10 protein-coding genes are annotated in these 14,418 nt (G+C 42.7%); 8 read left to right on the plus strand and 2 right to left on the minus strand.

Annotated features, from left to right (window positions below):
• Positions 1–175: 175 nt before the first annotated feature.
• Positions 176–1,615, plus strand: coding sequence for an aldehyde dehydrogenase family protein (locus tag ASC42_RS09870; protein ID WP_055441599.1), 1,440 nt, complete (start codon positions 176–178; stop codon positions 1,613–1,615).
• A 58-nt stretch (positions 1,616–1,673) separates the two neighbouring features.
• On the plus strand, positions 1,674–2,597 hold the full coding sequence (locus ASC42_RS09875; protein WP_055441600.1) for an AEC family transporter: 924 nt from the start codon (positions 1,674–1,676) through the stop codon (positions 2,595–2,597).
• A gap of 53 nt (positions 2,598–2,650) precedes the next feature.
• Here the strand turns inward: ASC42_RS09875 and ASC42_RS09880 are convergent, their stop codons facing one another.
• Complete coding sequence (locus ASC42_RS09880; RefSeq protein WP_055441601.1) at positions 2,651–3,115, minus strand: GyrI-like domain-containing protein; 465 nt, start codon at positions 3,113–3,115, stop codon at positions 2,651–2,653.
• 114 nt (positions 3,116–3,229) lie between these two features.
• Between ASC42_RS09880 and ASC42_RS09885 the strand changes: the two genes are divergently transcribed.
• Both ASC42_RS09885 and ASC42_RS09890 read left to right on the plus strand, forming a co-directional pair.
• Positions 3,230–3,616 (plus strand): GtrA family protein, encoded by a 387-nt coding sequence (locus tag ASC42_RS09885; RefSeq protein WP_055441602.1) that lies wholly within the window; start codon positions 3,230–3,232, stop codon positions 3,614–3,616.
• Between the two features lie 100 nt (positions 3,617–3,716).
• Positions 3,717–5,078, plus strand: a complete 1,362-nt coding sequence (locus ASC42_RS09890; protein WP_055441603.1) for a methyl-accepting chemotaxis protein — start codon at positions 3,717–3,719, stop codon at positions 5,076–5,078.
• A gap of 32 nt (positions 5,079–5,110) precedes the next feature.
• Here the strand turns inward: ASC42_RS09890 and gltC are convergent, their stop codons facing one another.
• A complete protein-coding gene (gene gltC, locus ASC42_RS09895; RefSeq protein ID WP_055441604.1) occupies positions 5,111–6,010 on the minus strand; it encodes a glutamate biosynthesis transcriptional regulator GltC in 900 nt (299 codons plus the stop codon).
• Positions 6,011–6,112: 102 nt separating this feature from the next.
• Here gltC and gltB point away from each other — a divergent pair, with 102 nt between their 5' ends.
• The 4 genes from gltB (at position 6,113) to ilvD (ending at position 14,392) form a co-directional block, all read left to right on the plus strand.
• A complete protein-coding gene (gene gltB / locus ASC42_RS09900; RefSeq protein WP_055441605.1) occupies positions 6,113–10,678 on the plus strand; it encodes a glutamate synthase large subunit in 4,566 nt (1,521 codons plus the stop codon).
• 35 nt (positions 10,679–10,713) lie between these two features.
• Positions 10,714–12,174 carry a glutamate synthase subunit beta gene (locus ASC42_RS09905; protein ID WP_055441606.1) on the plus strand — a complete coding sequence of 487 codons (1,461 nt, stop codon included), beginning with the start codon at positions 10,714–10,716 and terminating at the stop codon, positions 12,172–12,174.
• 66 nt (positions 12,175–12,240) lie between these two features.
• Positions 12,241–12,600, plus strand: coding sequence for an alpha-helical endospore appendage domain-containing protein (locus tag ASC42_RS09910; RefSeq protein WP_055441607.1), 360 nt, complete (start codon positions 12,241–12,243; stop codon positions 12,598–12,600).
• Positions 12,601–12,709: 109 nt separating this feature from the next.
• The gene (ilvD, locus tag ASC42_RS09915; RefSeq protein WP_055441608.1) at positions 12,710–14,392 is read left to right on the plus strand and encodes a dihydroxy-acid dehydratase; all 1,683 of its coding nucleotides are present in this window, start codon (positions 12,710–12,712) and stop codon (positions 14,390–14,392) included.
• Positions 14,393–14,418 lie beyond the last annotated feature (26 nt).

Below are 14,418 nucleotides of genomic sequence, written 5' to 3' on the forward strand. Positions count from 1 at the left end.
AAAGCCCGCTTGATGAAGTGGGCTTTTCATTTTTGTTGCGACTAAGACGTAAAAGTTTGTGAAGGATTATAAACAAAGAAAAAAGAATAGGAATAAATATCATCTATGTTAGACCGATTGTATAGCACTATTCATCACCAAGTAAGGAATAAACGAAGAAGGGAAGGAAAACGAGATGAGAACAGCAATCGAAAGAAAGAAGTTCTATATTAATGGTGAATGGGTCGAAGCACAGTCGTATACCAAGCTTTTCTCCCCGTATTCTAGCGAAGTGTTAGCGGAGATTCCGCTCGCGTCAGAACAAGATGTGAAGCGGGCGATTGCGGCTGCGTACGAAGCACGGAAAAAGATAAAAAAAATGCCAGCGCATGAGCGGGCGGCGATTTTAGAACGAGTCGTTTCGTTCCTACAACAACGCGCAGAAGAAGCGGCTACGATTATCGCAAAAGAAGCAGCAAAACCAATCACGACCGCTAAAACAGAAGTCGCACGCACGATTCAAACGTACAAATTTGCGGCGGAAGAGGCGAAACGGATTCACGGAGAAACAATTCCGCTCGATGCCGCACCAGGCGGAGAACATCGCGTCGCATTTACGATGCGAGAGCCAATTGGAGTCATTGGAGCGATTACCCCGTTTAATTTTCCGATGAATTTAGTAGCACATAAACTAGGTCCCGCGATTGCAGCGGGAAACACCGTTGTATTGAAACCAGCCAGCCAAACGCCGCTTTCTGCGTATTTTATTGCGGAGTTGTTTGAACAGGCGGGACTGCCGAAAGGGGCGCTTAATGTCGTAACTGGAAGTGGAAAAACAGTCGGCGACCAAATTGTTACCGATCCTCGTGTGAGTATGGTGACGTTTACTGGAAGCCCAAAAGTAGGCATCGGCATTCGCAACAAAGCTGGCTTAAAACGCGTGACGCTAGAATTAGGATCAAACTCAGCTGTTATTATTGATGAACAAGTGGACGTTGATCGGATCATTCCGCGGTGCATTGTGGGTGCTTTCTCGTTCCAAGGACAAGTGTGTATTTCGTTGCAACGCATTTATGTGCATAAAAATCGGTATAAAGAGTTCGTTGAAAAGTTTATTGAAGCGGTGAAGCAGTTGAAAGTCGGTGATCCGCTTGACCCAAGCACAGACGTTTCGGCTCTTATTTCTGAAAAAGACGTTGAGCGTTCGTTACAATGGATTGAGGAAGCAAAACAAAACGGTGCGACCGTAGCGATCGGTGGAGAACGGCAGGGAAATATTTTGTTGCCGACTGTCATTTTAGATGCGGCGCCAACGATGAAAGTATCGTGCCAAGAAGTGTTTGCGCCAATTGTATTAATTAATCAAGTGTCTTCCATCGATGAAGCAATTGAACGAGTTAATGACTCGCGCTACGGGTTGCAAGCCGGTATATATACAGACAACGTTCATACCGCATGGGACGTAGCCGAGAAACTGCATGTTGGTGGAGTGTTGATTAATGACATTCCAACGTTTCGTGTTGATCATATGCCGTATGGTGGGGTAAAAGAAAGTGGCTTCGGACGTGAAGGCATTCGATATGCAATAGAAGAAATGACAGAATTAAAGTTGATTATTTTTAATCGGAATCGGTAATGCTTACCGTACTATCAAATGGTAGTACGGGGTTTTACGTCGAAGAGAGGTGTTTTTCTTGACCATTTTCGTCCGCATAGTTGTTGATGTCATGTTGCCGTTATTTTTGTTGATTGGCGCAGGGGCGTATTTGCATCGATTGTTTCATTTTGACATGAATACGTTGTCGAAAATCACGACGTACTTTTTACTTCCAGCGGTGGGGTTTGTGAATGTCTATGAAAGTGACATGAAAAGCGATGTATTGTTCGATGTTTTTTTCTTTCTTGTTTTACAAGCTGGGACGCTCATCGTTCTTAGTGCGATGATGGCAAAATGGCTAAGGCTTGACCGCAGCTTAGGAGCTACGTTTCAAAATACGATTGTCCTTAACAATTCCGGCAATTTTGGCATTCCAGTAAGTCAACTTGTGTTTCGCGATGAGCCGTTAGGTTTGTCGATCCAAATTGTCGTAACGATTTTTCAAAACTTTTTAACGAACACGTATGGATTGTTTCAATTTATTTCTGCCAGTGAAAATAAAGGGAAAATGAGTCGTGAATTTTTTAAAAATCCAATTATTTATGCGCTAATCCTTGGTGTCATTTGTCGACTTTTTCATATTTCAGTACCGACATTTATTTGGCAACCGCTTACACATGTCGCTGATGCCTTTCTGACAATTGCTTTGCTGACGTTAGGTGCTCAACTTGCTTATATGAACATCAAACAGATTCCACGTCTTATGTTTGTAACGATTGGCAGTCGCCTTATTTTATCTCCTATGATTGCTTTTTTGATCATTTTGATTTTACATATCAAAGGGACGACAGCACAAGCGCTGCTTATTGCTAGTGCATATCCTTGTTCCCGAAACACGGCGTTGTATGCATTGCAATACAACCATCATCCAGAATATGCTGCTCAAGCTGTATTTTTATCTACCTTGCTTAGTCCGTTGACGGTATCGGGTGTCATCGGGCTTGCCCGTGTTTATTTTTAACTTGCATGCCAAAGGAGTGCTCTGACCTCGCTCCTTTGGCAATGTTTGTTCGATTATTTACGTATAACCGGAACCCATAATTCACTTTCTGGAAGGTGATTTGGTGCGTAGTAACATTCAATACATGGAGCATCAGCAAGTTCATATTGAGAAGAAGGGAGCCATTCATATAATTGCTTCCACGCTTCGGTTACGTTTGAAATCACTGCCCACGTGTCGTGAGAGATCGTCATACATTGCATATCGTTCGGAGCTTCTCCGTCATAGCGTATCCCCATAAAATAAATAAACTCCTCATCTGTAATTTTCGCTTCTTTCCCACAAACACCTAAAAGCCCTTCAAGCGTGCATTTTGGACGCTCCCATGAGAGATCGATCAGTTTTTGCATAAACCCATCCTTTTTGGCATGATCCCAAAGCGAAGAAATCGTTTGGAATGCTTCATTTGTTTTCACGCGGTATCCTTTTCCTACAATGGTTAATTCAAATGGAATCGTCTCAATTTTGTGCTGCTCCATGTTTGATAGCCCCTTTTATTGATATGGATATTTTTGTATGAGTTGAAATTCCTCACCTTTTTATATTAACATAAAAATCCAATATACATTTGTAAATTTTTAAGAAGGTGTTGCATGACATTGAATAACATCGTTACGTTCTTTCGTTTTATTGTTGTTGGAGTGAGTAATACACTTGTGGACTTTTTTGTATTTTTTTCCCTTGTAACACTTGGTATGCCGTATATGTGGGCTCAAATATTTGGATATAGTGTAGGTGTAATGAATAGCTATATTTGGAATCGTTCGTGGACGTTTCGAGCAAAAGGAGCGATTATGGAACCATTTTTTCGCTTTTTAGTTGTAAATGTCTGCTCTCTTATGGTTACAATCGCTATTTTACATGTGTGTAAAGAAGGCTTGCCCATTTTTTGGGGTAAAATGATAGCAACAATGAGTGGAATAGCAATCAATTGGTTCGGTATCCGTATGTGGGTATTTTCTACAAAAAGTGTGTCGTAAAGATAAATGACATACTTTTTGATTATTAAGAAAATTGTTTGTTTTTTTACATTAATATGTTATATTTATGTTAGTAAATATGACATGGGAGGTTAGGTGTATGTTCTTATTAAGTAAGAGGTTGAAAGGAGAAGAGGGAAAAGAGGAGAAGCAAAATGAGACGTTAAGTCAAATTGAAGTGGCGGTTGATCAATTAAAAGCCGTTGTTGAACAAATGAAATTAGCTGCTAGTTCACTTCATCACACATCTCATGCCACTCAGCAAAGTACAGGACAACTTGTTGATCATTTGGAAAGAACGGTAGGTTATGCGTTGCAAGTGGAAGAAAAGACGAAAGTGATTGAGGAGTCAGCATTGAAGGTTTCCGATGTTTCTCGTCGCATTCATGAGTACAGTGAAGCTTCCTATAATGAGCTTCTTGACGCTTGGAATTCATTACAAAAACTTCAGTATGACATGAACGATTTGCGAACGAGTCATCACGCCTTGATTCAGCAAATGGAGTTGTTAGTCAAACAGTCGCAAGAAATTCATCACATTTTGTCAACGATTGCCGCGATTTCGCAAAAAACGAGTATTTTAGCTCTAAATGCAAATATTGAATCGGCACGTGCAGGTGAGCATGGTAGAGGATTTTCAGTTGTTGCGAACGAAGTGGGGAAATTAGCAAACCAAACATCAATGGCTGTAGAACAAACAAGAAATATTTTGTCTTCCATTCAATCGGGAATCCATTGTACGATGAGGATGGTAGAAGTGGAGAATGGGCAAATCGAGAGCGGATCGAGTGAAATGAACCGTGTATTATCTCTTATGGTTAGGTTTAAAGAACGGTTGCATGATATGACCGCATTGGCACACGAATCGTCACAATCTGTTGAGGGACAGACAGCAAGTGTACAAGAAATTTCAGCGTTACTTGAATATATTTCAGGGGTAGTATCGGAAAATAAAAACCATTCGCATAAGGTAGCGAAACATATGGATATACAGTATGAAAACATCGGGCGAATGTTAAAAGTCAATGAAGCGATTGAAAAAATATCAAATGAGTTACAAACAATGGTGAAACAAAATGAACATGAACGAACGTTTTCAACGGACTTACGTGTCATTGAACAGATGAAAGAAAAGCTTACATCGTTTGTTCGCTCTTACCCGTTTAATCGTTTGGACGTGAGTGAGCATGAAGTATATTTAGATGAATTTTTACACGTAAACGAAAATGTCGAAGCTGTTTGGTCCAATCGAATCGACGGGACGTTTATTTACTCGAACCCTCCGGCAGGTCTTGTGAACGCAAAAGCGAGACCGTGGTTCATTGAGGCGGTGAAAGGGAACGTTTACGTTTCTTCCGTATATACGTCAGCATTGACAAAACGTCCATGTTTAACGATTTCAGCACCGATTGTGCAAGAAGGTGACGTCATTGGAGTTGTCGGGATCGATTTATCTGTGTAAGAGGCAGTAAGCCGGCTAGTATACCAGCTGGCTTACTGGTATCGATCTAACATGGTGAAAAATTGTTTTACAAATTGATAAAATACGTTGACAGACGGTGCAAGTTCATATTTAGGTAAAATAATGCCGACATTACGGCGGACGAGTGGAAGTTCAATCGGTACTTTGACTGTATAACGCGGTGTTGTTTCGTAAAATGTGCTTTCTGGCAACAAAGTAACGCCAATCCCTGCCGAGACAAGTCCTTTAATTGCATCTAAATCTTCTCCTTCTGACGAAATGATTGGAGAAAAGCCGGCTTGTTTGCAAGCATCTTCAACAATTTTACGCAAAATAAATCCTTCTGGAAACATGACAAACGGCTCATGTCGTAATTCGCTTAAAGCAATGCTTCGTTTTTGATTAAGTGGATGATCTGTCGGAATGAGTGCGGCGAACGACTCGGTAAATAAAATATCGCCTTGAATGCCTTTTTCTTCTGTTGGTACAGGACCTAAAAAAGCTAAATCAATTTCTCGTTTTTTTACTGCCTCGATTAAAAACTTATAAGAACCTTGGCGTAAATGGAAAGAAATGTGCGGGTGTTGTTGCTTAAATGTTGAAATGACCATCGGCATCGTGTAACTTGCAAGACTTGTTGGAAAGCCGATTTTAATCGTTCCTCGTTCGGGATCTAAATATTCTTCAATTTGTTGTTTCGCATAGTCAATCGCTTTTAACGCTGATTCAATATGTTGTAAAAAGTGGCGTCCGATCGGTGTTAATTTCACATTCCTTCCTTCTCGTTCAAATAACTTGACCCCAAGTTCATCCTCTAAGTTTGCAATTTGGCGGCTGACAGCGGATTGAGCGACATGTAACGCTTCGGCGGCTTCTGATACATGTTCCCTTTTAGCAACTTCTGTAAAATAGACCAATTGTCTTAACTCCATTTTCTCCACCTCTTGCCATCGTTCTCAAAATGAGATGAATATTATCTAAATTATATATTGTTTGTATGATTATTGAAACCTACAATTATACATACATACACGATGACGGAATGGGGGATTTACGTGAGAGGACTACCAAAGGCACAAGGACTGTACTGTCCACAATTTGAGCATGATGCATGCGGGATCGGGCTATACGCTCATTTAAAAGGAGAAGCATCTCATCATATTGTAAAACAAGGACTTCATATGTTGCGCCAACTAGAGCATCGAGGAGGTCAAGGAAGCGACCCGCAAACAGGCGATGGCGCAGGGATAATGGTGCAAATTCCTGATGATTATTTTCGATCCGTTTGTTCATTTTCTCTCCCTGCAAAAGGACGTTACGGGGTCGGGATGGTTTTCTTTTTTGAACATGATGAGCAGAAGAGAGCCGTTTTGGAACGGCAAATGAATGATATCGTCTGTGAAGAAGGACAGACGGTGCTTGGATGGCGTGATGTGCCAATAGATGTCGAAAAACTCGGAACATTAGCGAAACAAAGTCGTCCATTTATTCGACAGCTTTTTGTGGCAGCGGGCAATAACGTAACAGATGAGCAACATTTTGAACGTAAATTATACGTCATTCGTAAACGAGCGGAAAAGTTAGTGAAAAACAATGAATATTATTTTGCTAGCTTATCAAGTCGAACGATCGTTTATAAAGGGCTAGTCACCCCTGAACAATTGGATGCTTTTTATATCGATTTACAAGACGAGCGATTTCGTTCGGCGTTTGCGCTCGTTCACTCGCGCTTTAGCACGAATACGTTTCCGAGTTGGGAACGGGCGCACCCAAACCGCTATTTAATTCATAACGGAGAAATTAATACGCTACGTGGCAACATTCATTGGATGATGGCGCGAGAAAAACAATTTTCATCACCTGTTTTTGGTGAAGATTTACAAAAAGCACTTCCGATTTTAGATACGAATGGGAGCGATTCTTCCATGCTCGATAATGCGTTTGAGTTTTTTGTGTTAGCTGGAAAATCGCTCGCTGAAACAGCGATGATGCTCATTCCGGAGCCGTGGTATTGGGATGAAGAGATGGACGATGATAAAAAAGCATTTTATGAATATTATAGCTGTCTCATGGAGCCGTGGGACGGTCCGACGGCTATTGTGTTCACAAACGGAAAACAAATTGGCGGCATTTTAGATCGAAACGGTCTTCGTCCAGCTCGTTACTATGTGACAAACGATGGCTATATTATTTTTTCATCGGAAGTCGGAGTAATTGATGTGGCTCCAGAAAACATTTTATACAAAGAACGATTAAGCCCTGGAAAAATGCTTTTTATTGATTTCGAACAAGGCCGCATCATTTCTGATGAAGAAATAAAAAGACAAATTGCGAATGAACGACCATATCGTCAATGGGTAAATGAACAGATGATTTCTATTGATGAATGTGCAGAAGACGAGCAGGAACAACCGTTTGACAACCTTTTGACATGGCAAAAAGCGTTCGGATATACGTATGAAGATGTCGAAAAAACAATCATTCCGATGGCGACGGAAGGAAAAGATCCGACTGGGGCGATGGGAAATGATACGCCGTTAGCGGTTTTATCCGATCGACCGCAAAGTTTATTTAACTATTTTAAGCAACTGTTTGCCCAAGTGACAAACCCACCAATCGATGCGATACGCGAATATATCGTCACATCTACAGTTACGTTGCTTGGAAAAGAAGGAGATTTGTTAAATCCAGACGCATCTTCTGCCCGTCGCATTCGATTAGAGTCACCAATCATTACGAACAAACAATTAGAAGCGATCCGAATGAGCCCGTATCGTGAATTCGCTAGTGTGACATTGTCAACAGTGTTTACACATAACTTAAAAGAAGCGCTGGACGAATTATGTCAAGCGGCGGATGAAGCGATTGCTTCTGGCGTAACGTTGCTTATTTTATCCGATTGCTCGATGGATGAACACCGCGTTGCGATTCCAGCGCTCCTTGCGGTAAGTGCGGTACATCAACATCTTGTTCGAACAGGAACGCGCACAAGAGTCAGCTTAATCGTGGAAAGTGGAGAAGCGCGTGAAGTGCATCACTTTGCGGCATTGATCGGCTATGGGGCAGATGCGGTCAATCCATATTTGGCATTTGCGACTATTCGAGAAGCAGTCGAAAAAGGAGTTATTGCTTCCACATACGAAAAAGCAGTTGAAACGTACAAAAAAGCAGCGACAGACGGCGTTGTCAAAGTGATGTCTAAAATGGGGATTTCCACGGTGCAAAGTTATCGCGGAGCACAAATTTTCGAGGCAATCGGCATTGGGAATGATGTCATTGATCAATATTTTACTGGCACAGCATCACAAATTGGTGGAATCGGTTTGAATGAGATTGCTCAAGAGGCAAAGATGCGCCATATGCAAGCATTCCAAACAACTTACGATCATACATTGGATTCTGGCAGCGAGTTGCAATGGCGCAAAAACGGCGAACATCATGCGTTCAATCCGAAAACGATTCATACACTACAATGGGCGTGTCGAAAAAATGACTATGAGTTATTTAAGCAATACTCAAATATGGCCAATGAAGAACAACTAACGTTTTTGCGGAATTTGTTTGAGTTTGACGAAACGCGTACGCCTATTCCGATTGAAGAAGTTGAACCGGTAGAAGCGATCGTACGTCGCTTTAAAACAGGAGCGATGTCATACGGTTCTTTGAGTGAAGAAGCTCATGAAGCGCTTGCGATTGCGATGAATCGCATCGGTGGAAAAAGCAATAGTGGAGAAGGCGGCGAAGATCCGCGTCGCTATGTACGAGATGAAAATGGCGATCTTCGTCGCAGTGCGATTAAGCAAGTTGCATCGGGACGTTTTGGTGTGAAAAGTCATTATTTAGTTCATGCCGATGAGCTGCAAATTAAAATGGCGCAAGGGGCGAAACCGGGAGAAGGGGGACAACTTCCTGCGAATAAAGTATATCCGTGGATTGGAAAAGTGCGTGGATCTACGCCGGGTGTGGAACTTATTTCACCGCCGCCGCACCATGACATATACTCTATCGAAGATTTAGCGCAACTCATTTACGACTTGAAAAATGCGAATCGTCATGCGCGCATTAGCGTGAAGCTTGTTGCAAAATCTGGTGTTGGCACGATTGCTGCGGGAGTGGCTAAAGGTGGTGCAGACGTCATCGTCATTAGCGGATATGATGGCGGTACAGGTGCTTCACCGAAAACGAGCATTAAACATGCAGGGGTTCCTTGGGAGCTTGGTTTAGCTGAGACGCACCAGACGCTCATGTTAAACGGACTGCGCGATCGCGTCGTATTAGAAACAGATGGAAAATTAATGACTGGTCGCGATGTTGTCATGGCAGCGTTATTTGGCGCTGAAGAGTTTGGTTTTGCAACAGCTCCGCTTGTCGTTTTAGGATGTGTCATGATGCGCGTTTGTCATTTAGATACATGCCCAGTCGGTGTAGCGACGCAAAATCCAGAACTTAGAAAAAAATTCACAGGTAACCCAGAACATATTGTAAACTTTATGTATTTTATCGCTCAAGAAGTGCGTGAGATGATGGCGCAACTCGGGTTCCGTACGATCGACGAAATGGTTGGACGGGTAGATGTGTTAAAAGTAAGCGAGCGGGCAAAGCGGCATTGGAAAGCGAAACATCTTGATTTGTCGAGATTGTTGTATCAAGTGCAAGGACCGCGCACGTTTTCTAAACCGTACGATCACTGTCTTGAGCAAACGTTAGATTATCAAACGATTTTGCCAGCTGTACAGAAAGCAATAGAGGAGAAAAAGCCTGTGCAATTGCACGTACGAATTAACAACGTGCAGCGAACAGTCGGTGCGATCGTTGGGAGCGAAGTATCGAAACGATATGGGGAAGAGGGTCTCCCAGCAGATACGATTCAGCTAAGTTTTTACGGTTCAGCAGGACAAAGTTTTGCGGCGTTCGTGCCAAAAGGGATGACGATGACATTAGTCGGTGATGCGAACGATTATGTCGGTAAAGGTTTATCAGGTGGAAAAGTAATCATTCGACCGCCGCATGAAGCGACGTTTGCGTGCAGCGATCAAGTTATTATTGGAAATGTAGCGTTTTACGGTGCAACGAGCGGTGAAGCGTACATTCGTGGCCGGGCTGGCGAACGTTTTTGCGTTCGAAATAGCGGCGTTCACGCAGTTGTTGAAGGTGTTGGTGATCACGGCTGTGAGTATATGACAGGCGGACGTGTCGTCATCCTCGGGTCTGTTGGGAAAAATTTCGCTGCAGGTATGTCCGGTGGCGTTGTATATGTACTTGCTGACGATGATACGTGGCAAAAACGTGCCAACCGTGAACTTGTTTTATTTGAATCATTAGTCGATGAAAAAGAAATACGCAACGTACAGCAAATGATTGTAAAGCATTACGAATATACGGAAAGCCCGAAAGCAGCGTACGTGCTTGCAAATTGGGAGTGTATTGTGCGAGACATCGTCAAAGTGATCCCGAAAAATTACAAACTCATGATTGAAACAATTGAAGCTATGAAAAAAAATGGAATGTCGCATGACGAAGCAATATTTGAGGCGTTTGAAGCAGTCGTAAACAAAAAAGGTGTTATAACAGAAAAAATGATTGAAGCGATCGTGAAATAAGCGATCGCTTTCGAAAAAACAGGAAGGGGAGAACAATGGGAAAAGCAACGGGTTTTATGGAATATGTACGGGAAGAAGAACAAAAGCGTGATCCGCTTTCCCGTTTACATGATTGGGAAGAATACGCGTTTCCGTTTTCAAACGATACGTTAGCTCGTCAAGGCGCACGATGTATGGATTGCGGTACGCCATTTTGCCATATGGGAATGGAGCTAAATGGCTTAACGTCAGGATGCCCGATTCACAATCTCATTCCAGAATGGAACGATCTTGTATACCGTGGACGTTGGAAAGAAGCGTTTGAACGGTTAGTAAAAACGAATAACTTTCCCGAGTTTACGGGACGTGTCTGCCCAGCACCGTGTGAAGGATCGTGCACTGTAGCTATTTTTGATTCCCCGGTAGCCATTAAAGGAATCGAGCGAGCAATCATCGACAAAGCATTCGCAGAAGGGTGGGTTCAACCACGCATACCGACAAAGCGCACAGGAAAAAAGGTAGCGGTGATCGGATCAGGACCTTCCGGCTTAGCATGTGCAGACGAATTAAATCAAGCAGGTCATTTTGTGACTGTGTATGAGCGTGCGGATCGCATAGGTGGTTTGTTAACATATGGCATTCCAAATGTGAAACTTGGAAAAGATGTCGTTGAACGACGTGTGCGTTTACTTGAAGAAGAAGGGATTACGTTTATAACCAACACGGAAGTTGGCAAGCATATTACCGTCGATGAACTACGGAAACGATACGACGCTGTTGTGCTTTGCATCGGAGCGCAAAAACAACGCGATCTCGTCATCGAAGGACGAGAATTAGCGGGCATTCATTTGGCGATGGACTATTTAACGGTAACGACAAAATGGTTATTGACGGGTGAAAAGGATGAGACGTTTATTGACGCAAAACATAAGCATGTCATCGTTATTGGTGGCGGTGATACAGGAGCAGACTGCGTGGCAACTGCACTTCGTCAACAATGTAAAAGCGTGGTGCAGTTTGGTAAACATCCTGCGTTGCCAAAAGAGCGTACGGATGATAACCCTTGGCCGCAATACCCGCTCGTTTTTACTATCGACTATGCATATGAAGAGGCGGAAGCGAAGTTCGGGACCGATTCACGTCAATATTGCATTCAAACGAAAAAAATTGTCGGTGATGAAAGTGGAAAAGTAAAAGAGTTGCATACGATTCAAATGGAAAAAATAGTAGATGAACATGGGCGTGTTATATTTAAAGAAATTCCTGGTACAGAAAAAGTATGGCCGTGTGATCTTGTGTTGATCGCGATCGGTTTTGAAGGACCGGACCAGCCAATTTTACAGCAATTCGGAATAGAAACAGTAAACAAAAAAGTGAAGGCGCAGGGATATAAGACGAATATCGAAGGGGTATTTGTAGCAGGTGATGCAAGACGTGGACAAAGTCTTGTTGTTTGGGCGATTCACGAAGGACGAGAAGCGGCGAGAGCGGTGAACGATTTCCTAAGGAAGCATTAAGAGAATGAATCATCTCCTTTTTTTGTGCATATATTGAGGTATCATGAAAAAAAGGAGATGATCTACTTGTCTTTTCCAAACATCCCAAATATTAAACCGGACATTGACTTAGATGAAGAAGATGTGCTGTCGTTATTGCTTGCATCAATTGCGTTAGAAGAACTGAGTTTGGCTCACATTATGAATGCAGAAGCAGAAAAGTTACAAGCAGTATTAGGCACGTTGACGACAAGCGCAAGTGGAACGAAAGCACAATCGCTTCACGATTTGTTGAAGGTCAATCGTTCAGTAGAGCGTACGTTACGGACGGTGCTGAAAAACCAAATGTTGCTTCAGTTTAAATTGGAAGATGTCAGTGATTTAATTCAGCTTCTTCATGACCAAAAGCGAAAAAAGCATAAAGAAAAGGACAATTGCGAACATTAATGTTCTCGTCGTCTCTTTTTCTGCATTTTTGTAGAAAAAGGGACTTTTTATTTTTTGAATTGTCATTTTATTTAAAAAAGTGTTACAATGTTTAACAAGTTCAGAAAAAATGGAGGGATTTGTTTTGCGTAGCGATATGATTAAAAAGGGATTCGATCGCGCACCACATCGTAGTTTATTGCGCGCAGCAGGAGTGAAAGAAGAAGATTTTCATAAACCGTTTATTGCCGTCGTCAATTCGTATATTGATATTATTCCAGGACATGTTCATTTACAAGAGTTTGGGAAAATCGTTAAAGAAGCGATTCGTGAGGCAGGTGGGGTACCGTTTGAAATGAATACGATCGGAGTCGATGATGGCATCGCGATGGGGCATATCGGCATGCGCTATTCGTTGCCGAGCCGTGAAATTATTGCTGATTCCGTTGAAACAGTCGTCTCTGCTCATTGGTTTGATGGCATGGTCTGCATTCCGAACTGTGATAAAATTACGCCCGGTATGATGATGGCAGCAATGCGTTTAAACATTCCGACCATTTTCGTGAGCGGAGGACCGATGAAGGCTGGAGTCACGAGCGATGGCAAAAAAATTTCTCTCTCGTCTGTATTTGAAGGCGTTGGCGCATATCAAGCAGGGAAAATTGATGAAAAAGGATTACAAGAGTTGGAACAGTATGGCTGTCCAACGTGCGGTTCTTGTTCAGGAATGTTTACAGCCAATTCAATGAACTGTTTAGCTGAAGCGCTCGGTTTAGCACTCCCTGGCAACGGAACGATTTTAGCGATTGATCCGGCGCGAAAAGAATTCGTTCGCCGCTCTGCTCAACAGTTAATGTATTTAATCGAGCATGATATTAAACCGCGCGATATTGTAACTGAAAAAGCGATTGATAACGCGTTTGCGCTCGACATGGCTCTCGGTGGTTCAACAAATACGGTGCTACATACGTTAGCGATCGCGAATGAAGCAGGCATTCATTATCCGCTTGAGCGCATTAATGAAGTTGCGGCCCGCGTACCACATTTAGCAAAACTCGCACCAGCATCCGATATGCATATTGAAGACTTACATGAAGCAGGTGGAGTGTCTGCTGTATTACATGAATTGTCGAAAAAAGAAGGTACACTTCATTTAGATGCATTGACGGTGTCGGGAAAAACGCTCGGTGAAAACATTGCAGGGTGTGAAGTGAAAAACTATGAAGTCATTCGTCCAATTGACAATCCGTATTCAGAAACAGGTGGACTAGCTGTATTGTTTGGCAATTTAGCCCCAGATGGTGCGATTATTAAAACCGGCGGCATTCAAGGTGGCATTACACGCCACGAAGGACCAGCGATCGTATTTGATTCTCAAGAGGAAGCACTGGAAGGCATTGCGGCAGGAAAAGTACAACCGGGCCATGTCGTCATCATTCGTTACGAAGGACCAAAAGGCGGACCGGGCATGCCAGAAATGTTAGCGCCGACATCGCAAATCGTCGGTATGGGATTAGGCACGAAAGTAGCACTCATTACGGACGGTCGTTTCTCTGGCGCATCTCGAGGCTTATCCATCGGACACGTATCCCCTGAAGCAGCTGAAGGTGGTCCAATCGCTTTTGTACAAAATGGGGATCATATTGTCATTGATATTGTGAAGCGAACAATTGACGTCCTCGTTCCAGAAGAGGAGTGGGAAAAGCGAAAAGCAAGCTGGAAAGAGTTTGAACCAAAAGTGAAAACAGGTTACTTAGCACGTTATTCAAAACTCGTAACATCCGCAAGCACAGGCGGAATTATGAAAATTTAGCTGATTTTGTCGAAAAGTTGTTTATA

Source organism: Anoxybacillus suryakundensis (assembly GCF_001418025.1).
GTDB classification, from domain to species: Bacteria; Bacillota; Bacilli; order Bacillales; family Anoxybacillaceae; genus Anoxybacillus; species Anoxybacillus tengchongensis.

Bases quoted from the DNA above. Each gene is read 5' to 3' on its own strand.
- ASC42_RS09880 (WP_055441601.1), bottom strand. From the start codon at position 3,115: ATGGAGCAGCACAAAATTGAGACGATTCCATTTGAATTAACCATTGTA.
- gltB (WP_055441605.1), top strand. From the start codon at position 6,113: ATGACGGAATGGGGGATTTACGTGAGAGGACTACCAAAGGCACAAGGA.
- ASC42_RS09890 (WP_055441603.1), top strand. From the start codon at position 3,717: ATGTTCTTATTAAGTAAGAGGTTGAAAGGAGAAGAGGGAAAAGAGGAG.
- ASC42_RS09885 (WP_055441602.1), top strand. From the start codon at position 3,230: ATGACATTGAATAACATCGTTACGTTCTTTCGTTTTATTGTTGTTGGA.
- ilvD (WP_055441608.1), top strand. From the start codon at position 12,710: ATGGAGGGATTTGTTTTGCGTAGCGATATGATTAAAAAGGGATTCGAT.
- gltC (WP_055441604.1), bottom strand. From the start codon at position 6,010: ATGGAGTTAAGACAATTGGTCTATTTTACAGAAGTTGCTAAAAGGGAA.
- ASC42_RS09870 (WP_055441599.1), top strand. From the start codon at position 176: ATGAGAACAGCAATCGAAAGAAAGAAGTTCTATATTAATGGTGAATGG.
- ASC42_RS09905 (WP_055441606.1), top strand. From the start codon at position 10,714: ATGGGAAAAGCAACGGGTTTTATGGAATATGTACGGGAAGAAGAACAA.